Origin of the sequence: Hymenobacter sp. APR13 (assembly GCF_000737515.1) — a bacterium.
GTDB lineage: Bacteria > Bacteroidota > Bacteroidia > Cytophagales > Hymenobacteraceae > Hymenobacter.
Map to the genome: position 1 here is coordinate 3,598,865 of NZ_CP006587.1, position 21,618 is coordinate 3,620,482.

At 65.0% G+C, this 21,618-nt stretch carries 14 protein-coding genes and 1 tRNA gene; 2 read left to right on the forward strand and 13 right to left on the reverse strand.

The genetic code is table 11. The features are described from left to right. Positions 1-168 precede the first annotated feature (168 nt). On the reverse strand, positions 169-4,887 hold the full coding sequence (locus tag N008_RS15050; protein ID WP_156109337.1) for a gliding motility-associated C-terminal domain-containing protein: 4,719 nt from the start codon (positions 4,885-4,887) through the stop codon (positions 169-171). Between the two features lie 137 nt (positions 4,888-5,024). Beyond that, positions 5,025-7,253 (reverse strand): GEVED domain-containing protein, encoded by a 2,229-nt coding sequence (locus N008_RS15055; RefSeq protein ID WP_081910832.1) that lies wholly within the window; start codon positions 7,251-7,253, stop codon positions 5,025-5,027. A 217-nt stretch (positions 7,254-7,470) separates the two neighbouring features. Here N008_RS15055 and N008_RS15060 point away from each other — a divergent pair, with 217 nt between their 5' ends. Further along, positions 7,471-8,277 carry an SDR family oxidoreductase gene (locus N008_RS15060; protein ID WP_044017172.1) on the forward strand — a complete coding sequence of 269 codons (807 nt, stop codon included), beginning with the start codon at positions 7,471-7,473 and terminating at the stop codon, positions 8,275-8,277. Positions 8,278-8,400: 123 nt separating this feature from the next. Here N008_RS15060 and N008_RS15065 read toward each other — a convergent pair whose 3' ends face one another. Continuing rightward, positions 8,401-9,060, reverse strand: a complete 660-nt coding sequence (locus tag N008_RS15065; protein ID WP_156109338.1) for a hypothetical protein — start codon at positions 9,058-9,060, stop codon at positions 8,401-8,403. A gap of 136 nt (positions 9,061-9,196) precedes the next feature. On the opposite strand from N008_RS15065, the gene N008_RS15070 reads away from it, so the two are divergent. Continuing rightward, a tRNA-Lys gene (locus N008_RS15070) sits at positions 9,197-9,272 on the forward strand. A gap of 287 nt (positions 9,273-9,559) precedes the next feature. Here N008_RS15070 and N008_RS15075 read toward each other — a convergent pair. The 10 genes from N008_RS15075 to N008_RS15125 all read right to left on the reverse strand — a co-directional run bounded on the left by N008_RS15075 (position 9,560) and on the right by N008_RS15125 (position 21,605). Further along, on the reverse strand, positions 9,560-10,495 hold the full coding sequence (locus N008_RS15075; RefSeq protein ID WP_044017187.1) for a radical SAM protein: 936 nt from the start codon (positions 10,493-10,495) through the stop codon (positions 9,560-9,562). A 77-nt stretch (positions 10,496-10,572) separates the two neighbouring features. Beyond that, complete coding sequence (locus N008_RS15080; RefSeq protein ID WP_044017189.1) at positions 10,573-11,307, reverse strand: ABC transporter ATP-binding protein; 735 nt, start codon at positions 11,305-11,307, stop codon at positions 10,573-10,575. A gap of 481 nt (positions 11,308-11,788) precedes the next feature. Further along, on the reverse strand, positions 11,789-12,550 hold the full coding sequence (locus N008_RS15090) for an ABC transporter permease (protein WP_044017193.1): 762 nt from the start codon (positions 12,548-12,550) through the stop codon (positions 11,789-11,791). A 61-nt stretch (positions 12,551-12,611) separates the two neighbouring features. Beyond that, positions 12,612-13,469, reverse strand: coding sequence for an ABC transporter permease subunit (locus tag N008_RS15095; RefSeq protein ID WP_044017195.1), 858 nt, complete (start codon positions 13,467-13,469; stop codon positions 12,612-12,614). Positions 13,470-13,684: 215 nt separating this feature from the next. Continuing rightward, positions 13,685-14,911 carry an ABC transporter substrate-binding protein gene (locus N008_RS15100; protein ID WP_044017197.1) on the reverse strand — a complete coding sequence of 409 codons (1,227 nt, stop codon included), beginning with the start codon at positions 14,909-14,911 and terminating at the stop codon, positions 13,685-13,687. Between the two features lie 138 nt (positions 14,912-15,049). Then, positions 15,050-18,076: a TonB-dependent receptor gene (locus tag N008_RS15105; protein WP_044017199.1), complete on the reverse strand. Its 3,027-nt coding sequence runs from the start codon at positions 18,074-18,076 to the stop codon at positions 15,050-15,052. 105 nt (positions 18,077-18,181) lie between these two features. Continuing rightward, entirely contained in the window at positions 18,182-18,874 is a 693-nt protein-coding gene (locus N008_RS21750; RefSeq protein WP_197062870.1) for a DUF2064 domain-containing protein, read from the reverse strand. 142 nt (positions 18,875-19,016) lie between these two features. Beyond that, positions 19,017-19,931: an SDR family oxidoreductase gene (locus tag N008_RS15115; protein WP_052381601.1), complete on the reverse strand. Its 915-nt coding sequence runs from the start codon at positions 19,929-19,931 to the stop codon at positions 19,017-19,019. Further along, positions 19,924-20,913 carry an NAD-dependent epimerase/dehydratase family protein gene (locus N008_RS15120; RefSeq protein WP_044017201.1) on the reverse strand — a complete coding sequence of 330 codons (990 nt, stop codon included), beginning with the start codon at positions 20,911-20,913 and terminating at the stop codon, positions 19,924-19,926. Before N008_RS15120 ends, N008_RS15115 begins: the two co-directional genes overlap by 8 nt. After that, positions 20,913-21,605, reverse strand: a complete 693-nt coding sequence (locus tag N008_RS15125; protein WP_044017203.1) for a TIGR04283 family arsenosugar biosynthesis glycosyltransferase — start codon at positions 21,603-21,605, stop codon at positions 20,913-20,915. Before N008_RS15125 ends, N008_RS15120 begins: the two co-directional genes overlap by 1 nt. Positions 21,606-21,618 lie beyond the last annotated feature (13 nt).

A 21,618-nucleotide genomic window follows, 5' to 3' on the forward strand; every position in this document is an offset into this window, starting at 1 on the left:
GGGGCACGTTTGGGGGCTTTGCTCGTAGCCGACACCTGTTCGATTTCTTCAAGTAGACCACAAAAAAGAGGCTTGCCGCTTGGCAAGCCTCTTTTGCTTTAGCAAACCCCGAATTTGAATCGACTACAAAATCCGATAAATCCGTCAAATCCGCTGTAATCCGTGATTCTATTTCACCACGTCGAACCAGCCTTTGAAGGAGCGGCCGTCGGGCAGCTTCAGCAAGTAGTAGTAGACGCCGGCCGAGGTGGTGCTGGCGTCAAAGGTGTTGCGGTAGCTGCTGGCTTTGTAGACTTCCTTGCCCCAGCGGTTGAAGATGGCCAGCGAGTTGCCGGGGTAGAGCTCCACGTTTTTGATGATGAACTGGTCGTTGAGGTTGTCGCCGTTGGGCGTCACCACGTTGTAGAACACCAGGTCGTTGGCGAACTGCACGCAGGCCTCGTTGGACGTGGACGTGAGCGTGCCCGGGCCAACGGCTTCAATCCGGAAGCATTGGTCGAAGCCAGCGCTGCCCGTGGTGAGCTGCACGCTGGTGGCGGTGCCGGCCACGGTCTGCACCAGCTCGGCGGTGCCGTTGGCGGCCCGGCGGTAGAGTCGGTACTGCTGCACGGCAAAGCCCTGGTAGGCGTTCCAGCTCACCGTCACCTTGCCTTCGTCGCGGCCCGCACCGCCCTCTGCGGCCAGCGCCTGGGTCCGGATGGTGGTATGCTGGGTGCTGGCCAGCAGGTCGCCGCAGGCATTGGTCAGCTCCACGCGGTACTCGTAGGCGGCGGCATCGGCATCCACGCCGGTATCGATGAAGGTGGTGGCGGTGTTGGGCACGTTGCCCACGGTGGCGAAGGCCGAGGTGCTGCCCGCCACGCGGCGCAGAATCTGCACGCGGTTGGCGTTGCCGGTGTTGTTGGGCACGTTGAGCGCGAGGTTGATTTTGCGGTCATCCTGCAAATCCACCGAGGCCACGTTCAGTGCCACGGTGGCGTTGTCGGGGCGGATGGTGAAGGTGGCGGCGCAGGCGGTGCTGGTAGTTTCCGAGACGCTGAGCGTAGCGTTGGCCGCGCCGGCCGGCACGTCAACCGTTATGGTGGGCGTGCCCTGGCCGCTGGTGATGGTGCCGCCCGTTATCGTCCATTGGTACTGGCCTCCGCTGAGGGCCGCGGTGCTGTAGCGCAGGCCGGTGCGGCTGGCTGGGCAGTAGCTAGCCGGACCGGCAATAGCCAGCGGCGGCACGACCACGAAGGTTTTGGTGAACACTGGCCCGGCGCACAGGCTGGTGTTGGTTTCGCGGGCCGTGATGTTGTAGGTGCCCACGGCGGTCGGTACGCTCAGGGTGCTGGCCGTAACCGTCTGGGGCGCGCCGTTCACGGTCCAGGCGTAGGTGGAGCCGGCGGTGCCGGCCAGTGCAAACTGCGCTGCCGTCTGGCTGGCGCAGGCCCGGGCCGGGCCGCTGATGGCCAGGTTAGCGGCCGGCGACGGCAGTACCGTCACGTAAAGCGTGTCGCTCTGGCCCAGGCAGCGGCCGCCGGCCGGGTTGCTGGATTCCGTCACGACCAGCTTGGCAATGCCGGGCCGGGTGAAGTTCACCTGCACCGTGTTCTGGCTGGTGCTCAGCTGGGTGCCGCCCACAATCTGCCAGCCGTAGGTGGAGCCGTTGGTGAGCTGGGTCTGGTAGGTGAAGGGGCCATCGGCGAGGCACACACGCAGCGGACCGGTGGGCCGCTGCGTCACGAGCTGCTGATTGATGCGTACCGGGAACCGTACGGTATCCGACGAGCAGCCTTCAGCATTCAGCCGGAACGCCTGCACGCTGGCCGTGGCGGAAGCCCCGCCCCAGTTCACGGTGATGGCCGCCGTGCCCTGGCCGCTGGCAATGGTGCCGCCAGTCACAAGCCACTGGTACGCCGTGGAGCGCGGCGCCCGGATGCTGTAGGCAATGCCCTGCACCGTGGGGCACACCGAAGCCGAGCCCTGGATGCTGTCGGGCAGCGGCCGCGGGTTGACGAGGATGCGCACCGTGTCGCGGGCCACGCAGTTCTGCGCGCTGGTAGCCGTGAGGATGTAGGTGAGCGTGAGCGGCGTTTGGGTGGTGTTCACGCCCGTGAATACCGGGCGGGCCGTGGTGGCGCTGCTCAGGTTGGCGGCCGGGCTCCACTGGTAGCGGTAGCCGGTGAGGGCCGCGCTGCCCAGCGTTGTCGACTGCCGGTCGCAGAGCGTGGCGTCGGGGCCGGCGTTGGCAATGGCGGCCGGGTTGAGCGTGATGCGCACCGTGCTTTGGGCCACGCAGCCCTCAGCCGTAGTAGCCATGACCGTGTAGGTGAGCACCTGCGCCGTAGTGCCAGTGTTGGTCAGGCTGAAAGTCGGGTTGGCAGCCGTAGCGCTGCTCAGGCCGGTGGCCGGGCTCCACTGGTAGGTGTAGCCCACCAATGAGGCGGCGCCCAGCGTGGTGGTTTCGCCCGAGCATACGGCCCGGTCGGTGCCGGCCGTGGCCACGGCGGCCGGGTTGATGGTGACGCGCACCGTGTCGCGGCTCACGCAGCTGTTGGCGGTAGTGGCCGTGACGATGTAGGTGAACGTCTGCGGCGCGCTGCCGGTGTTGGTGAGCGTAACCGTCGGGTTGGCGGCGGTGGCGCTGCTCAGGCCGGTGGCCGGGCTCCACTGATAGGTGTAGCCCACGAGCGAGGCCGAGCCAATCGAAGTAGGCGTACCGGAGCACACGGCGCGGTCGGCGCCGGCATTAGCCACAGCGGCGGGATTCAGCGTGATGCGCACCGAGTCGCGGGCCACACAGCCCTGGGCCGTGGTGGCCGTTACGGTGTAGGCGAAGGTCTGCGCCGTGTTGGTGGTGTTGCTCAGCACGAAGGTGGGCTGCGCGGCGCTGGTGTTGCTCAGGCCGGTAGCGGGGCTCCACTGATAGGTGTAGCCGGCCAGGGCAGCCGTGCCAATCGACGCAGACACGCCGGAGCAGGTAGCCACATCGGTGCCGGCATTGGCCACGGCCGCCGGGTTGACGGTCACGGTGGCCTGGCGCGTAGTGGTGCAGATGCCGTCGAACGTCGATACCGTGTAAGTGGTCGTTACGGCCGGCGAGACGGTGATGGTGCTGCCCGTGAACGTCTGGCCGGTGCTGGAAGTCCACTGGTAGGTGGTGCTGCCGGTAGCCGTGAGGGAAGTGGAGCCGCCCGGGCAGATGGCGGTGGCGGTTGGCGTCACGGCCAGCGCACCGGCCGGCCGCACATCGATGATGCGCACCACCGAATCAGTAGGGCAGCCGAACGCCGATACGCCGCGCAAAACCAGGCGGCCAGCGCCGGTGCCGGTCCAGAGCACCTGCACGGTGTTGTTGGTGGCCGGGCCCTGAATGGTGCCGCCCTGCACCGTCCAGCGGTAGGAGCTGGCCGTGGGGCCGCCCGCCGTATACTGCTGGGCTACAGTTCGGTCGCAGATAACGTCGTTGCCGCTGATGCTGGTTGGCCCCAGGGCCTTCGTCACCTGAATCTGGAACACGTCGGCCACGCTTTTCGCGCCGCAGGCTACGTCGGTGGCGGTTACTACCACGTCGTAGGGTGTGGCGCGGCCGTTGCCGCACTGGGTGTTGAACACAAACTGCCCGTTGACGGCACCCGCCCCCTGGATGGTGGCGCTGCCGGTCACGGCGCCCGGCAGCACGGTGCCCTGGCTGCCGGCGAAGGTGGCATTGAACGGGCCGCTGCCATCAAGCAGCACGCTGTTGACACGCAGGTTGATGGGGTTGCCATCGGCATCAGTGGCGCCCAGGTTGAAGCTGACCGGCTGGCCTTCCTCCACGGTAAACAGCCGCGGCTGCGCGGTGGTGGCGGCCGTAAACTGCGGCGAGTTGTTGGGCGAGCAGGTGCGCGACACCAGCTGAATTTCGCGCCTCGTCGAGCCAATCAAAACCTCCGCGCCGTTGATGGTGCGGTATTCCTTGACTTCCACGGCCACCACATAGCGGCCCACGCGTGAGGTGGCGTAGCGGCTGATGCCGTTGCTGGCATTTAGAAAGGCGTAGTTGCCGGCGCCGGTGCCAAACGGTGTGGTGGCCGAGAAGCCGCCGGTGTTGGCATACGTGACGCTGGGCGGCGCCACAAAGGTGGCTGCTGAGCCCTGGTTGCCGTTGTAGGGGGTGCTGAACGAGTAAATCAGCCGGTCACCGTCGGGGTCGACGGCGTTGTTGACCAGAATGCTGGTGTCGCCCTGGCAGATAACGACGACGGCCGTATCGGAGAAGGTAGGCGAGGAGTTGGGCAGCAGCGGCGGCGCCATTTCCACAAACAGCGTCTGGTTCTGGTTGCTGGGGTTCTGCAGGTTGTCGATGTTGAAGTTGCGCGTGCCGTCGGTGTACACGGCGTAGTAGCCATCAAACGACACGGGCAGGTTCACGATGGCCTCGTAGCGGGCCAGGCGCACGGGCGGTACCGAGCCGGGCGGGATGCTGCAGCCGCCGGGCTGCGGCGGCGTGATGCTGGGGTTGGAAATGCGCGGCAGCCGGAACGTGCCCGCCTGCTGCTGGTCGTTCTGGATGGGGTTCTGCAGCGTCGAGCAGCTGACCTGCGTGCAGGGGAAGGTGTTGGCCCCTTCGTTGCTGGCAATGCGCTGCCGGGTGGCTTTGTCGTAGATGTTGAGGAAGATGTTGCAACGCCCGTCGGGCACGTTGGACTGCGTGCTGGACGAGCCGCCAGCCGGCGGGCATTCCCAGTTCAGATACACAAGCACCGTAACGCGGTACCGGTAGCGGGCGTTGGCCGGGCCGTTGGCATCCAGATACTGATAGCGCATCTCGCCGCCCAATAGGTGAGAGGCAACGGCCCACCCGGGGCTCAGCCCTGCCAGCAGCAACAGGAAGCATATGGCGCGGAGTACAGTTTGGCGCATATAAAGTAATGAGGTAATGAGGGAGAGAGGAGACAGGGAATAGGTGATAGGAGTGATGTGTGACAGGAAAGAACGTCATTCCGAGCCTGCGAGGAATGACGTTCGGCTTCTCACCTCATCACCAAAAATCACTCAACTTATTGCAGTTGCACGCGGCGCACGGCGGTCTGGCCGTCGGCATTTTGCAGGCGCAGTACATACAGGCCGCGGGGCAGGCCGGCCAAGTTCAGCTCGGCATCCTGGCTGGGGCTCAGGCGCAGGGTGGTTTCCTGAACCAGGGCTCCAAGCAGGTTCTCCACCCGCACGGCGTAGGTGCCGGCCGCCGTGGGGTCAGGCAGGCGCAGGTGCAGGCGGCCATCGGTAGTGGGGTTCGGGAACACGCTCAGGGCGGGCAGCGTGCGGGCCTCCATCGACGACTGCGGCTGGCTGACCAGCACCGAGTAGTCCTCGGTTTCCGAGTTGTTCTGGTTTACCTGGCAGGGGTTGGGCGTGGGCAGGTTGTTGAGGCGCACCATCACCCGCATGCGCGTCAGGCCCCGGAAAGCCGGGTTAGTAGGCACTGTGAAGCCCGCCGTGAGGGTCGTGGCCGACGTGGCCGTGTTGGCCAGCAGCTCCGAGGCCTCAAACGTGCCGTTGCGGTTCCAGTCAACCCAGGCCCAGAGCAGGTGCTGGAAGTTGGCATTCACGCTCATGTCCAGGAAGGTGTTGGTGCCCTGGTACAGCGGAATCACCTTGTCCACGAAGTTGCCGTAGCCGTTGGCGTTGGCGCCCGAAGTGTTGGTGAAGTCGATGGCCGTGCCGCGGCGCGTGGCCACGGTGGTCAGCCATATATTGGGGGTGGTGCCGGTGGCCTCACAGTAGCGCACGCAGGGCACCATCAGCACCACGGCGTTGGTTTTGCTGATTGTGTTGGAGCCGAAGGCATTGGTGGTGGTGAGCGTGACAGTGAAGGCCCCGCCGGTGGCATACTGGTGGCTGGGGTTCTGCAGGGTGCTGGTGGTGTTGTCGCCGAAGTTCCAGAGCCAGCTGGTGGGCGCGTTCTGGCTCTGGTCGGTGAACTGCACCGGGTTCTGGCAGTTGCCGGGCACGTGGTTGGAGCTGAACGCCGCCACCGGTGGGGTTGTGTTGGCGCGCACTGTCACGGTATAGTCCTCAATCTGGCCCAGCTGCGGCGTGGCGCAGGCCGTGGCGGCCCCGCCCACGAAGTCGGCCAGCACCCGCAGGCGCAGCGGCACATTCTTGAGCGCCGTGGCCGGAATCAGCACTGTACCGGCCGGATTGGTGCGGTTAAGGGCTGTGTACAGCAGCTCGTTGCTCGTGAAGATGCCGTCATTATTAAGGTCCAGCCACACCCGGATATCCTGCGGATTGGTGGCGGTGCCAAAGCTGATGGGGTAGGAGTTGCCTTCGGTCAGCTGCGCCCGGCTGGTGCAGGTGAAGTCCTCGTAGCTGGCCTGCCCATCTTGGGAAGTCTTGCTAAGCGGGCCCAGCGTAAACTGCGTGATGCCGTAGCCGCAGCAATAGGCCGCCGTGGTGGGGGTGCAGGAAGCGGCCACCGGCACGGCGTTGTCATACACGATGTAGCTGGCGCGGGTGCGCACGTTGCTACCGGCCGCGTTGGTAGCCGTGAGCGTGACGGTGTAGGTGCCCGGCGTAGAGTAGCAGTGGTTGGGGCTTTGCTGAGTGCTGGTGGTGTTGTCGCCGAAGTTCCAGAGCCAGCTGGTAGGCGCGTTCTGGCTCTGGTCGGTGAACTGCACGCAGCCCGAGCAGGTCAGGGTCTGGTTTGCCACGAACTCGGCTACGGGCGCCGCCGTGTTGGCCTGCACCGTCACAGCGTAATCTTCGGTCTGCGAATATTGGGACGTGCTGCACGGGCCCGGAATGGGCGCATTTACGTAGTCGGCGGCCACACGCAGGCGCAGGCGGGTGCCCAGCACCGCCGAGGCGGGCAGCGAGATGGTGCCGGTGTGTACCCGGGCCGAAATGGAGCTGAACACCATTTCGGTGGTGGGGTTGAGGGTGCCGTCGTTGTTGAGGTCCAGCCACACGCGCACGTTCTCGTTGGCATTAGCGTTGGTGCGGATGCTGATAGGGTAGCTCTGGCCCGCCGTAAGCGTGGTGCCCACCGTGCAGGAGTAGTCCTGAAAGCCTTCCTGAACACCGCCGGTGGTGCTGTTGATGGTGCCCAGCGTCACGTTGAGAATGCCCATCCCAAAGGGTATGTTGGAGGCTGGTGCCGCGCCGGGCGTGCAGGCACTGGCCGTTGCCGGGCATTGTGCCCACGCCGTGCTGCCCAGCGGCAGCAACCCCAACAGACTGCACAGAAGAAAAGGCGCACTGCGCCGGATACGTAGAGTTGTAATCATAAAAAGCAGCTGGAAAAGGCTAAGGAAGAGGTAGGTAAATGTAGGTACATTGCGGAGACAAAATACAATTTCTCACACCGACAATCCAATATAGCAGAGGATTAATTCAGGCCGGGCCGGCGGCTAACCGAAAGCCGGTTTATTCCGGCGAATAGGCGCGAAAATCGGTAGTTTTGCCCGCCGCCTGCCCCGGCAGATTTCACCGCGGCGCTTCCAGATGAAAGACAAAGTAGTATTGATTACCGGCGGTACTTCCGGCATCGGCCGGGCCTGTGCCGTGGCCTTCGGGCAGGCCGGCGCGCAGGTGGTCGTCACGGGCCGCGACGAAGCCCGCCTGCAGGAAACCGCGCAGGAGCTGGCCCGCCTGGGCATCCGCCACCACACCGTGCGCGCCGACGTGGGCGTGGCCGCCGACGCCTTGCGCGCCGTCGCCGAAACCATCAGCGCCTTCGGCCGCCTCGACGTGCTGCTCAACAACGCTGGCATCAGCATGCGCGCCCGGTTTCAGGACGTAGACCTGGCCGTGATTGAGCGCCTGATGCAGACCAATTTCTTCGGGACGGTGTACACCACAAAAGGCGCTTTGCCGCACCTGCTGGCCAGCAAAGGCTCGGTGGTGGGCATCAGCAGCATTGCCGGCTACCGCGGGCTGCCAGGCCGCACCGGCTACTCGGCCTCCAAGTTTGCCATGCACGGTTTCCTGGAAGCCCTGCGCACCGAGCTGCTGCCGCAGGGCGTACACGTGCTGCTGGCCTGCCCGGGCTTCACGGCTTCCAACATCCGACAAGTAGCGCTGGCCGCCGACGGCTCGCAGCAAGGCGAGTCGCCGCGCGACGAGCAGAAGATGATGAGCAGCGAGGAAGTGGCCCAGCACATCCTGTACGCCGTGCAGCACCGCCGCCGCGACCTAGTGCTCACCAGCCAGGGCAAACTCACCGTCTTCCTCAACAAGTGGCTCCCCGCCCTCACCGATAAACTGGTGCTAAGCCACTTCCGCAAAGAGGAAGAAGGGGAGATGAAGTGAGTTTTTGGTGATGAGGTGACAGGTGACAGGTGAAAAAAGAACGTCATTCCGAGCGGAGCGAGGAATCTCGCGTGCTGATGTTGACCTGTCACCTGTCACCTGTCACCTCATCACCAAAAAAACTCACTGCACCAGCAGCAAATCCTGGGTGCGGATGTAGGCATCCTGGCCCTGCCACTGCACGCGGTACCAGGTGTCCTGGCGGCCTTGCACGAGGAGCCGGTCGCCAGCGGCGGCGGTGGTAAGCCAGGAGGCGCCGGCGCTGGGGCCGCTCATCAGCGCGGCGCGGGGGCGGGCCACCAGTGCCGCCCGCTCGGGCGCCAGCCGCAGCAGGTACACGCCCGCCAGCAGCAGATACGTCCCGTACGATACCCACCAGCCACGGCTAAGCCGGCGGCGGCGCAGAATCAGCAGCATGCCTCCCGCCACGGCCCCAATCAGCAGCACCTGCAAACCCGGGTAATAGTAGCGCTGCACCAGCAGGCGCAGGTCCTGGCGCCAGGTGTCGGGGTAGCCGGTCAGGCGCCGGTCGCGGGCCAGGGCGGCCATCTTGCGCCACGTGGCCAGGCTGGGCTGGCGCTTGTAGGCCATGCTCAGGTAGTAAAGGGCAGCCGGATAGTGGCCCAGGCCATCCTGCACGTAGGCCATGCGCAGCAGCATCTGGGGCGAGGCTACCTTGTGTTGGCGCAGTACTTGTCGATATAATTGATAAGCAGGTGTATAAGCACCGGCTACAAAGGCCGAATCGGCTTTCTGAAGCTCCTGCGCCCCCGGTTGCGCCATGACCGAGCCGGCAGTCAGCAGCGAGGCGGTAAAAAAAGGAAGAGTTTTTTCAGCAAAACATTTGGAGGGTAAAAGGCGGCCGACTACTTTTGTGCCACAATCAGCAAATAAGCCACGATTTGCGTGCAAAGTAACTGATTCTGTAGCTCAGCTGGTAGAGCAATACACTTTTAATGTATGGGTCCTGGGTTCGAATCCCAGCGGGATCACCAAAGCCCTCATCTGCACTGCGCAGGTGAGGGCTTTTTTGTGCTCCGGAATGGAGGTATGGCGGGGGAGACGTTGGCGCGAAACGGATACCATAGCACAATGCTCGGGTTGGTACCCAGGCAGTAGCACGAAGCCTTTTCTTCGCGCTTGCGGTTTCCGGCCAGCCGTACACCAACCTGGCATCTGATATACATGCCTGTTTTCAGGCCTGTGAGGGACGCAGCAAAAAGCCCCGCAACGCTGGAGTAGCTGTGCGGGGCTTTTTGCTGGGTAAGGAATCAGAAGGAAATCAGGCTGGAAGCGGGGTGGCGGCTACCACCTCGTCCACGTGCTGCTCGAAGAACTCGTCGCACCAGCGGCACACGTTCTGCAGGTCCTCGGTGCGGGCCAGGGCATGTGCTTCCGACACGCCGATGGATTCGCCCATCTTCCAGGGCTCGCCCTGGTTGAGGCGCTGCATGATTTCAGACTGAGAGGCGCGCAGCAGTACGTCGGCTACCTTTTCGCGGCGGGCGTCGCCGAGCGGGAACTTGGTGCCAGGGCAGCAAGGGTTGATTTTCCAGAGTTGAATGCTGATTTCCTGCGGCAGATCGGTGCCGCCCAGGAAGCCCTTGGCCCCCGACAGGATGGCGCAGAAGTTGTGGCTGGGGTCGCGCAGCCAGATGTTTTTCTCCATGGCCCGGCCGCGGGCCCAGTTGCCGCCCAGCCACATTTCCTCGGTGGCGCCCCAATAGCCCCAGCTCAGGCGGTGGCCTTCTACCAGCAGGTGCTCTTTGTCGATGAGCGGGTCGTGGTCGTCGCCGTTGACGCCGCGGCTCTCAAACAGGTCGGCCAGCGTCATCAGGCGGGCTCCGGCGGCTTTGTGGTAGCGGTCGATGCTGGCAATATCGAAGCGGGTGACGCCTTTGGCAATCAGCAGATCCAGGATTTCGGGCGTGAGCAGGTCGCCGTTGGTCTGGAGCATAATCTGGGTGCGGCCCTGGTACTTGGCCTGCAGCGCCTCCAGAATCGAATACAGCTTCACCCGGTCGGCCAGCGGCTCCCCGCCCGACAGAATCAGGCGGTCGACCCGCTCCGGCAGGTTATCGATGATGCGGAAGCAGTCCTGCACGCTGATGCGCGTACCCTGCGGGCCAGAGTCGTTGTAGCAATGGTCGCACTTGTCGTTGCAGAGCTGGGTGAACACCCAATAAATGGATTCGCAGTGCGTGAAGTCGGTTTTCATGTAGGGCTTAGTTGTTAGCGCCAAGTTGTTCGTGCTTGGTGCCTAGGTCGTTTGACCTAAGCACTAAGCACCAGCTACTAGGCACTAAATGCGGTGCGCTGGATAGTGTCCCAGAAAGACAGTTCGGCGGCAATATTGGTGCGTGGGTCCTGGATAAAGTCGGCGACGGAGGCGAAGCTGCTCAGCGTGCCGCGGTCGAGGTAGGCGAAGCGGGTACCGACGGTGAGGGCCTCGCGGCTGTCGTGCGTGACGAAGAGCGAGGTAATCTGGTGTTGCTCACTGACGCGCCGAAACAGCTCCTGCATGGCGGCGCGGGTCTGGGCATCGAGGTTGCCGAAGGGCTCATCGAGCAACAGCAGGCGCGGCCGGATGATGAGGGCCCGCCCAAACGACACGCGCTGCCGCTGCCCGCCCGACAGCTGGTGCGGTGCCTTACGGGCGTGCTCACTCAGCTCCAGCTCAGCCAGCAGGGCCGTTACCTGGGCGTTGATTTCGGCCTCTTTCACGTGGCGGATGCGCAGCCCGAACGCCACGTTCTCGAACACCGTGAGGTGTGGAAACAGCAGGGGCTCCTGGTAGAGGTACACCATCTGCCGCTCGTTGGGCGGCACCGGGCGCAGGTCGTGGCCGTGCAGGGTGAGCGTGCCGGTTTCGGGCGTTTCGAGGCCAGCCAGGATCTTGAGGAGCGTGGTTTTGCCACAGCCCGAGCGGCCCAGCACCGCCAGCACCTCGCCCTCGCGCAGCTCCAGGGAAATGTCGCGCAAGACGGGCTGGCCGTTGAACTGTTTGGATAGCTTAGAAACGCTGAGCATGGAGTTGGTAGTGGGAGAGGTTGGTGCGGAAAACCCGCCGCAAGCAGTCAGAGGAGATGTAGGGGGCGGGCTAAGCCGGACACTGATTGATCATACTGGTCGTCGTGAAGCAATCCAGGCACACGAATACGTGGATCACGCAACAATCCATCAGGTCGTACGCATCCCCGATGGAATCCACCTGCGCGTAAAATGTCATGGTGTCCGAGCACTCCGGGCAAGTCGGATACACCACCTCACCTGCCGAATCAGGCTTACCTCCCAGCTTGTGTCTGGTCCCCGCAACGTCGTTCCACTGGTAGCCAACCGCTTGTTTCGCTGCCTCAGACTCGGGCTGCGGCACCATCTTTATTTCCGGTATTTCCTCCATTTTTTCACTGTAATCTGAGAGTTGAAAGCAGGTTGATTCAGTGCGGAGAAGTTGCCGCGCAATGGCTAATCGTGCTTTGCTGATGGTTGAAACCTGCCTTCCGGCCTTAAGCTACGGCTTCCGGAGCAGGGCAGATTTGTTGGCCAGCAGCAGCAGGGCCGGCGGCAGCAGCAGCAGCAGCGAGGCCACGGCCGCCAGCGGGGCGTTGGCCTCGCCCACGTAGGTGAACACCTGCACCGTGAGCGTACGCACTTTGCCCACGCTCAGCAGGTTGGTCAGGCCGAAGTCAAACCAGCTCAGCAGAAACGTCTGGACCAGGGTGGTGCGCAGCAGCGGCCAGGCCAGCGGCAGCAGCACCAGCCGCAACGCCTGCCGGGGCGTGCAGCCCAGGGTGCGGGCCAGCTGCTCGTACTCGGTGGCCTGGCGGGTCCAGAAGCTGCCTAGCAGCAACGTGGCAAACGGCAGCGCCACCAGCAGCAGCCCCAGCAGCACGCCGCCCACCGAGCCCGAAAGGTGCATCCGGATGATAAACGGCTGCACCAGCACCGCCAGCAGCACCGGCGGCAGGGCGTAGGGCAGGTAGCTGAGCAGCAGCCAGCGTTGCCCGCCGCCAGTGCGGGCCACAGCACGCGCCACCCCGAAGCCCCCGGCCGTAGCTACCACCGCCACCGAGCCCGCCAGCAGCAGACTGCGGCCCAGGCCGGCCAGCAGGTCGTTGTCGGCGGAGAGCAGGCTACGTATAGCAGCCAGCGAGTAGGCGGGCGGCAGCGCGTCGGGAAACCGCCAGCCTTCTCCTACGGCCAGCAGCCCCAGCAGCCCAAACGGCAGCAGGAACAGGGCGGCAAGCAGGAAAACGAGCAGTCTGGAGCGCATTTTTTTATTTGGTGATGAGGTGATGAGGTGATGAAGGGAGCGTGCTAGCTGGTTAGCTGTGTCAGTTTTTTTCGGCCTGGGTTACCCGCAGCACCCGGAGCAGCAGGGCAATCAGCAACAGCAGGCCCACCGCCACCAGGAAGCCTGCCAGGTAGGCGGCGGGCAGCTCGCTCAGGTCGAAGCGTTGGAGGCGGGTGGCGATGTATACGCTCAGCATTTGGGGGTAGGGGCGGCCCAGCAGCAGCGGGATGTCGTAGGCGCCAAGCGTGGCAATGATGCTGAGCAGCAGCGTGGGCGCCGCCCGGCGCAGCAGTACCGGCACCGCCACCCGCCACCGGAACTGCCCGGGCCTAGCGCCCAGCGTCAGGGTGAGCTGGCGGTAGTCGTCGAGGCGACTTTCGTGGTAGATTGTTTGGAGCAGCAGCGTCAGGAACGGGAACAGCAGCAGCACGTGGGCCAGAATGATGCCCAGGCCAGCGGCGTCCTGCACCAGCTCCGGAAACGCCTCGGGGCTGCCGGTCAGGCCCAGCCGGAAGCTAATCCGGGAAAGCCAGCCGGCCCCGCTTAGCAGCTGAAACAGGTAAAACGCCACCACCAGCGCCGGCATGATCAGGGGCACGTAGAGCAGGCCCGGCAGCGGCCACCGCCGCAGCGCGGGTTGCGCGTGCAGCACCAGCCCTAGCGCCAGCGCCACCGAAACGCCCACCGCCGCCGTGGCAATCCACAGGCTATAGAGCGCCGCGTAGAGCAGGCCGGTATCGTGAAGGAGGGCCTGCCAGTGCTGGCCGGTGAAGCCCGTAGCCAGCGGCCCCACCACGCCCACGCTGCCCAGGGCCGCGTAGCCGAGCCCGGCCAGCGGCAGGCCGGCCACCAGCAGGGCATACAGCAGCAGGATCCAGGAACGGTTAGCGGGTTTCAAAAAAGAGGAGAGTTTCAGATTTAAGAGAGGGTCATTCCGAGCGTAGCCGAGGAATCTCGCGTGCTGACGTTGTCGGAGCAGCTCGCCCGCTTCGGAGCAACGAATGCGCCTCACCCCCGGCCCCCTCTCCGGAAAGGAGATGGGGAGCCTGACGAATAGGGTAATTTGGCGAGCGAGATGCTTCGCTTCGCTCAGCATGACATTCGGCAGTCGTTCTATCCGGCCGGAACGGGCTGCTTTTCGATAACGTAGGTGCGGAAGTCCTTGAACAGGCGGGTCATGTACTCCGGGTCGGGCTCCATGATGGCCTGACCCTGGATGTTCTGGCGGCGGGGCGCGTAGCGGCGCGAAGGTAGCTGCTCAAACTGCTGCCGCTGCGCCGCGGGCAGCGCCTGCAGATTCAGCACGGTATGGTCGCCCCACACGTTGGGGTCCATTTTGCGCAGTTGGGCTTCCGGCGAAAGCAGGAAGTTGATGGCCACCAGCGCCGCCTCGGGGTGGCGGGCGCCGCGCACCACGCCCAGGTAGTGCGAGTTCTGGATGGTGCCCGGCAGCGGCACGTAGGCACGGGCCGTGGCCGGAAACACCTTCTGGTTGACCTTGTTGTCCACCTCGGCGTCGTTGTTGGAAAACGTGAAGGCTACCTCGCCGTTGGCAAACAGCTGGTGCAGCGGCGCCAGCTGCTCCGGAAACGTCTGGCCCTGCTTCCAGAAATACGGCCGGCTGGCGTTGATCTGCCGCCACAGCGCGCCCGACCACTTCCGGTACACACCCTCATCAAACTTGCCCCGGAACAGCTCCGGCTTGCCCGACAGCGCTATCATCCACGACTTGAGCAGCGTCATGCCCGTGAATTCGTTCGGGATGGTGAACTGGCCGGGGTGGGCCTGCACGAAGGCTGGCAGCTCGGCAAACGAGCGGGGCGGCCGCGCCACCCGCGCCGAGTCGTAGATGAAGTTGAACTGCACGTTGCCCCAGGGCGCTTCCATGCCCGCCACCGGCTGCTGAAAATCGGTGTTGATGAACGGGTTCTGCATATCCAGCAGCCGGGCGTTCGGCAGCTTGTCCACGAAGGGCCCCAGCAGGGCATCCACCTGCCGCAGCTGGTAAAACGTCTCGCCGTTGATCCAGACCATATCGGCCTCACTGGGCTGCCCGGCCTGCAGCTCGGCGGCCAGCGTCTGAACCAGTTGCGCACCCTGGCCGGCCGCAATTTCCAGCTCGATGCCGTAGCGCCGCTGCAGCTCGGGCTTCACGTAGGTGCTCATGTAGCGGTTGATGAGCGGGTCGCCCATCCACATCAGCATGCTCACGGTCTGGCCTTTGGCGGCCGCCTCTATCTGCGGCCAGGTTTGGGTGAGCACCTGCTGTGGCTCCCGCGCCTTGTCGGTGGGGTTGCAGGCGGAGAGCAGGGCGAGGATAGGGAAAAGGTATTTTTTCATTCGTTGGGAAGGTAATGTCAAAGAACGTGTCATGCTGAGCTTGCCGAAGCATCTCTACCGCTTCGTTGAATTCATGCAGGCGAAGCGGTAGAGATGCTTCGGCAAGCTCAGCATGACACGCACATCCGTTTTGCCTGACTACAGCGCGTAGCGCAGCCCGAACTGGAACTGGCGCGGGGCGCTGGCGTTGCGGCGCACGATGCCCGAGCCAGCCGCGCCCACCTGAATCTGGTTGCTTTGGGTGGCGTTGTTGGCGTAGCCGCTCAGGTTCTGGGTGTTGAGCACGTTGAACACGTCGGCGGTCAGCTCCAGGCGGCTGGTTTTCTCGCCGAAGTGCAGCGAGTACTGCGCGCCCACGTCAAACGTCTTCGACCAGGGCAGACGGTCGGAGTTGCGGCCTTCGCCGGGGAAACGGTCGGCGTTGCCCTGGTAGGCAGTGCTGAACGAGCTGCCGTCGCCGTTCAGGTCGTTGGTGAGCACCACCGGGTTGCTGCCCGGCACCGGGTAGCCGCCCGTCACGCGGTTTACGGGCTGGCCGCTTTGCAGCAGCGAGGCCACCGTGAGGCGCAGCGCCCGCACCGGGTAGTAGCTGCCGATGGCGTTGATGACGTGCGTACGGTCATTGATGGAGTTGGCGAATTCCTGGCCGTAGTTGTTGGCGTCGGCGGCGCGGAAGTTCACGTCCTCGGTGTCGTTTTTCAGGTTCGACAGCGTGTAGGACACGCGGTAGCCGTACTTGTCTTCGGCGGCATCCTTCTGCAGGTTGAAGCTGGCGCCCATGTAGCGCGAGCGGCCTTCCGACTCGGTCATCACCACGTTGCGGGCCACGCCCGTTACGCGCTGGCCGCCAATCAGGGCGCTGCCGTCGGCCAGAATAGGCACGGGACGGGTGGCGTTGGCCTGGGTTTCGGTGCGCACGGTCACGTTGTTGGGGTCGGTCTGCGGGTACTCCGATACGCTGTTGACGTTGCGCAGGCGGAACAGGTCGTAGCTGCGGTTGTACACCAGATCCACGAAAAACAGGGTCTTGGTGTTCACCTGATACTGGTAGCCCAGCGTGCTCTGGTGCGAATACGGGTTCTGGTAGCCGTTGGGGTTGAGAATGCGCCGCTCCCCGCTCGAAACGCCGGCCCGCTGGCCTTGTAGCGTAGAGCCCGAAGGGCCCTGCAGATACGTTACGCCGGCCACGCTGCCGCTCTGGTTGCCATCGAACGTAATCCGGTCGAAGTTGGTGCTGGCAGGCAGCGCGCCCACCCGCACCAACTCGCGCAGCTGGGTTTTGTAGTCGGCGGAGGTGGTGTTTTGCTGCAGCGCGTCGCTGTACACGGTGTACAGGATCTTGTCGTAGAACAGGCCGTAGCCGCCGCGCAGGCTGCTGCGGTCCGTGAGCTGCAGGTTGAAGTTAGCGCGCGGGGCCACGTTGTTCCGGTCGCCGTTGGCGGCGCCGCCCTTCGAGAGGTTGTCGTAGTCGTAGCGCACGCCCAGCGTCACGTTCAGGCGGTCCGTCACGGCATACAGGTCTTCCACGTAGATATTGTACAGGTTCTGCGTGGTGCCGAACGAGGCCGGCCGTAATTCCACGCTGTAGTTGTTTACCTGCACGTTGGCCGGAATGTCGTTGATGCCCAGGCCGGGCCCGAGGTTGCGGGCCCGCAGCGCATCAAGCTGGGCCTGCGTGAGCTGCACGGTGTAGCTGCCGTTAGGGTTGCCGCCGCCGAACAGCGAGTGCTCAGTGCTGATAACCCCGAAGCCGCCCTTGAAGGTGTTGCGGCCGCGCAGCAGCGTGAATTTCTGCTGGGCCTGCCAGGTGCTCTGGTGCGAATCGAACAAGTAGCCGGGGTGGCCTAGCACCGCCAGCACCTGCCGTGTTGGGCCCAGTACTGTCACGTCGGGGCTGTCGGGGTTGTCGGCGCTGGCGTAGTTCCAGCGGAAGCGGGCGTACTGCACATCGGTCTGCGAGGTGAAGTTGTTGCCCACGTACACGTTCTGCGAGGCGATGTTGATAGAGTTGCGGTCCTGGCGGTTGCCAGTCGACGGGAAGGCTATGCCGCCGTCGAGGCCGCCGCCCTGGCGCTCAATGTTCACGAGGCCCACGTTGGCCCGCAGCGACGAGCGGAACCGCTCGGTCCAGCGCTGGTCGAGCTTGCCGGAGAGGTAGGTGAAGCGGTTCTGGCCGCGCACGGTGGCCGCCACGCCCAGGTCGGGCGAGGTCAGCACGTTGTCCTTGAAGTCGAAGGTCTGCTCGGCGTTCAGGTAGAAGAACGTCTTGTCCTTCACCAGCGCCCCACCCACGCCAAAGCCGAATTGCTGGCGCTGGAAGCCGCCTTTCACCTGGTTGCCCGACAGGTCGCGCTGCGCAAAATCGGTCTTGCCGTCGATGCTCGGGCCGGGCCGGGTCAGGTAGAAGGCCTCGGCCGTCAGGTCGTTGGAGCCGGATTTGGTGGTGATGTTGACGATGCCGTTGGCCGAGTTGCCGAACTCGGTGCTGAAGTTGTTGGTCAGTACGTTCAGGTTCTGGGCGAAGCCCACCGGCATGGCAAAGCGCTGCCCGCCCAGGAAGTTCTCGTTGTTGTCGAGGCCGTCGATCAGGTAGTTGGTGTAGAGGCCGTTGGCGCCGTTGATGCTCACGTTGGGTGCTTCCGCGAAAAAGCCCGTGGCCTGCGTCACGTTGGGCAGGCGGTAGAGGGCGCGCGTGATGTCGCGGGCCTCAATGGGAATCTCGCGCAGCTCCCGCGCCGACAGCTGCGAGGCTACCTCGGCGTTCTGGGTGTTGAGGGTGGTGGCGTTGTTGGGGGCCCGCACCGTCACGCCTGTCAGGGTTTGGGCGCTGGCCAGCGGCAGCACCAGCGTCACGCTGGGGCTGGAGTTGGCGCGCAGCGTAAGGCCCGTTTCGCGCACGGCCTGAAACCGGTCCGATACCTCGGTGCTCACGGTGTAGGTGCCAGCCGTGCTCAGCCCCCGGAAGCGAGTCTGGCCCTGGGCGTTGGTGGTTTGCTGGGCGCTGAAGCCCACGGCGGCGTTATCGAGGTGTACCAGCTGGCCCGCCACGGGCTTGCGCGTCGAGACGTCCACGATGGACACCACCAGATCAACCGACTGCGCCAGGGCACCGGAAACCGGCCCGCCCAGCAGCAGGAAAAGCAACACATAGAAAAGATTTTTCATCTACGAAGTCAACAATCTGAAAAACAAAACCCAGCCGCACCAACCGCCGCAAGACGCCCCGTGCAGGGCGCTTGCAGCTGGCTGGCCGGCAACTTTCGGCTGCTTTCAGAGAGTTGGTGGGCCGCGCTGCGGCAGCATGGCCGCTGCAGCCAGTAGGCTCGGCCGAAGCCGGAGCACGGGCCGCAGCGGCTGCTCGGCGGCCAGAATAGTGTGCAGACGGCTGCGGAAAGAACCGGCAGGTAGCCAAGCTAGCAGGCCGGCAAAATCGTGGGCCGTGTCTACATCGGCGAGGGGGCGCAGGGTGGCCACGGCCGCGCCGGCCCGGTGCAGGCAGCGGCGCAGCGCGTGCCCCAGGGCGGCCGTCTGCCAGGGCAGCGCAACCCAGGCTTCGGCCTCGAAAAAGCGGCGGTGCAGCCCCAGCAGGTACACGCCCCCATCGAGGGCGGGGCCCAGCACGGCGTCGGTGGTGTGCAGGGCGCGCACAGCCTGCCGTACCAGGGCGGGCGTCAGCTGCGGGCAGTCGTTGCCGATAACCACCAGCTGCTCGTAGCCCAGTTCAAACCCATACGCCAGCGCCGACGCCAGCCGCTGCCCGAAGGTGCGCCCGCTTTGCTCGCCCGACTCCACGCACACAAAATCAACGCCTGCCTGCCGGGCCGTGGCGCTGGCGCGCGCAATCAGCTGCGCCGCAATGGCCGCCGCCGTCCGTCGCCCCCGTCCAAACGATTTGTGCGCGGCTTCCTCACCCGCCGGGCGGGTGAAAAGCAGAATGGCGGCACGGGCGGGCGTAGCGGGCAAGAGAAACAAGTAGTAGTGTGGGTAGTAAAGCGGGGCGGGGTACTGGCAAGTTAGGCGGTAGCCGGCAGTCAGCGGCAGCCAAGGCCGGGTGGCCTGTTTGCTGACGCACGTACGCAGCCGGCGGCCGGTTCGGTTTAGTTGCTCACTCGTAGAAATTGCGCATCCGGCGCATCGTGGTGAGCACCACCCAGTCGCCGAGGCGGGGCGCGTAGGTGTGCACGATGGCAATCAGCCAGCCCAGCGCCGAAATAACGGTGCGCTGCCGCCGTCGCCGGATGTGTCGAACGATGATGGCCGCCACTTCGGCCTGGGTTTTCTGCCAGCGTGGCGGGCGGTGCGCAATGGGCACTGGCTGGCCCTGGGCGTCGAGTACGCGCTTGTCGTCGTCGTTTTGGGTGAAGCCGATGTGCACCACGCCGAAGTGCACGCCGGTGCCGTCCAGCTCCAGGCGCAGGGTGTGGGCCAGGTTAGTGAGGGCCGCTTTGCCGGCGCAGTAGGCCGAGCCGCTGGGCATGCCGTTCAGGGCCGAAATCGAGGAAATAAACGTGACGCTGCCGCGGCTGGCGAGCAGGTGCGGCAGGGCGGCTTTCAGCGGAAATACGGCCCCGTACACGTTGCTGTCGAGCACCTGCCGGAACACGTCGGGCTGCATGTCGGCGAAGTAGGCGCGCTGCGAGATGCTGGCATTGGCCACCAGGATATCCAGCCGGCCAAACTCCCGGATAGCCGTAGCCACCAGCGTTTCGCAGGCGGCGTAGTCGGTTACGTCAGCCACGCAGGTGGCCACCAGGTAGCCGGCGGCGGCCAGCTGCTGGCGTGTGAGTTCCAGGCGCTCGGCCTGGCGCCCGTTGAGCACCACGGCGGCTCCGGCGGCGCACAAGGCCCGCGCCGTTTCGCGCCCGATGCCCGACTCCGAGCCCGTGACGATGGCCACCCGGCCCGCAAACTGCCCGGTGCGCGGCAGCGGCAGCGGCTGGGGCAGCTGCGGCAGTGCGGCGGCAAGCGATGGGGAAGGAATAGGTGGTAAGTCGGCAGAAGCCGGTTGAGAATCAAACATACTGATGGGCTTTAAACCACGCGAAGGCCTCGGCGGCGGCCTGCCCGATAGGCGTTTGCGGCAGCGCCAACTCGTGCCGGGCTTTCTGCACGCTGAAATAATGACCGTCGTTGGCGACGGCGGCCATGGCGGCATTGAGCTGGCCCGGCCGGCCCGTAAGGCGCGCCTGCATTTCGGCAAACGCCCCATACAGGCGCGCCAGCCCGCCCGGAATGGGCCAGCGCGGCGGTGCCACGCCCAGCACGCCGGCCAGCTGCCGGAAGGCGTCGCGGTAGCTCAGGTTTTCGTTGCCGAGAATGTAGGATTCGCCTATGCGGCCCATGGTCAGGGCATTGATGGTGGCCACGGCCACGTCGTGGACGTGCACGTAGTTTTTGCCGCCGGGCGGATAGCCGGGCAGCCGGCCACGGTACAGCTCCAGCAGCAGGGCGTTGGAGGTGGGCCGGGCGTCCTGCGGGCCCAGCATGAAAGTGGGGTGCACCAGCACGGCCGGCAGCTGCCACTCGGCCACGGCGCGCAGCACCCGGTCGGTGGCGGCGCGCTTGCTGTCCATGTAGTCGAGGCCGTAGCGGGCGCCGGCGTAGGGGCGCGTTTCGTCGCCGGGGTCGGTTAGGGTTCCGAAGCCGAAGACGTTGGCTGTGCCTACGTACACGAAGCGCGCCACCCCGGCCTGCCGGGCCAGGTCCAGCATAGCGGCCGTGCCGGCGTCGTTCACGGCCCACACGGCGGGGTTGCGGGCGGGGTTCACCTGGGCCAGGGCTGCGGCGTGCACGATGGCCGCGCAGCCATCGGCGAGGCCGGCGAGGGTGGCGGGCTGGGTGAGGTCGGCGAAGCGGTAGTCCACGGCCCAGGCGGCCGGGAAGGGCGGGGGCGTGCCGGGCCGCACCAGCGCCCGCACGGGCAGGCCGCGCCGGTGTAGCTCGGCCACCAGGTGGCGGCCCAGAAAGCCATTGGCCCCGGTTACGAGAACGGGCGCCGGCATCAGCGGTGGTTGATCATGGCCTTGTAGGTGCGCGCAATCCGGACCGGCGACACCTTCAGAAAGTACAGCGAAAACGCCGTCAGGTTGGCCAGCTGCACCCGCAGCCAGCTGTTGTGCTCATACTTGCGGGCCGAAACTACCACGTCCTGCGGCACAATCAGGAAGCGCGCCACGCGCCGGATGCGCTGGATGATGTCGAAGTCCTCCATCACCACAAACTGCTCCCGGAAGCCCCCCAGCTGCCCAAACAGCTCCCGCGTGACAAACAGCGTCTGGTCGCCGCCGCGGCTCATGATGCCCTTGAAGCGGGTGCCGTAGCTGTTGAAGCGCAGCAGCGGGTGCTCGGAATCGAAGCGGAACCGGTAGCAGCCGGCGGGGTAGCCGTCGGCCACGGCCTGCCGGATGGTGGCTGCAAAGTCGGGGTGAATCTGCACGTCGGCGTGCACGAAGTAGAGAATGTCGCCGGTGGCGTGGGCGGCGCCGTGGTTCATCTGGGCGGCGCGGCCGGGCTTGGGGGCCGGCAGCACGGTGGCGCCGGCCTGCCGGGCCACTTCGGCGGTGCCATCGGCGCTGTTAGCGTCTACAACCAGGATTTCGGGAGCTTCGGCGGATCCGTAGTGGCGCAGCTCCTGCACCAGCCGGCCAATATTGGCGGCCTCATTATAGGTAGGAATGATGATGCTGATGGTCATGGAAAGCAGATAT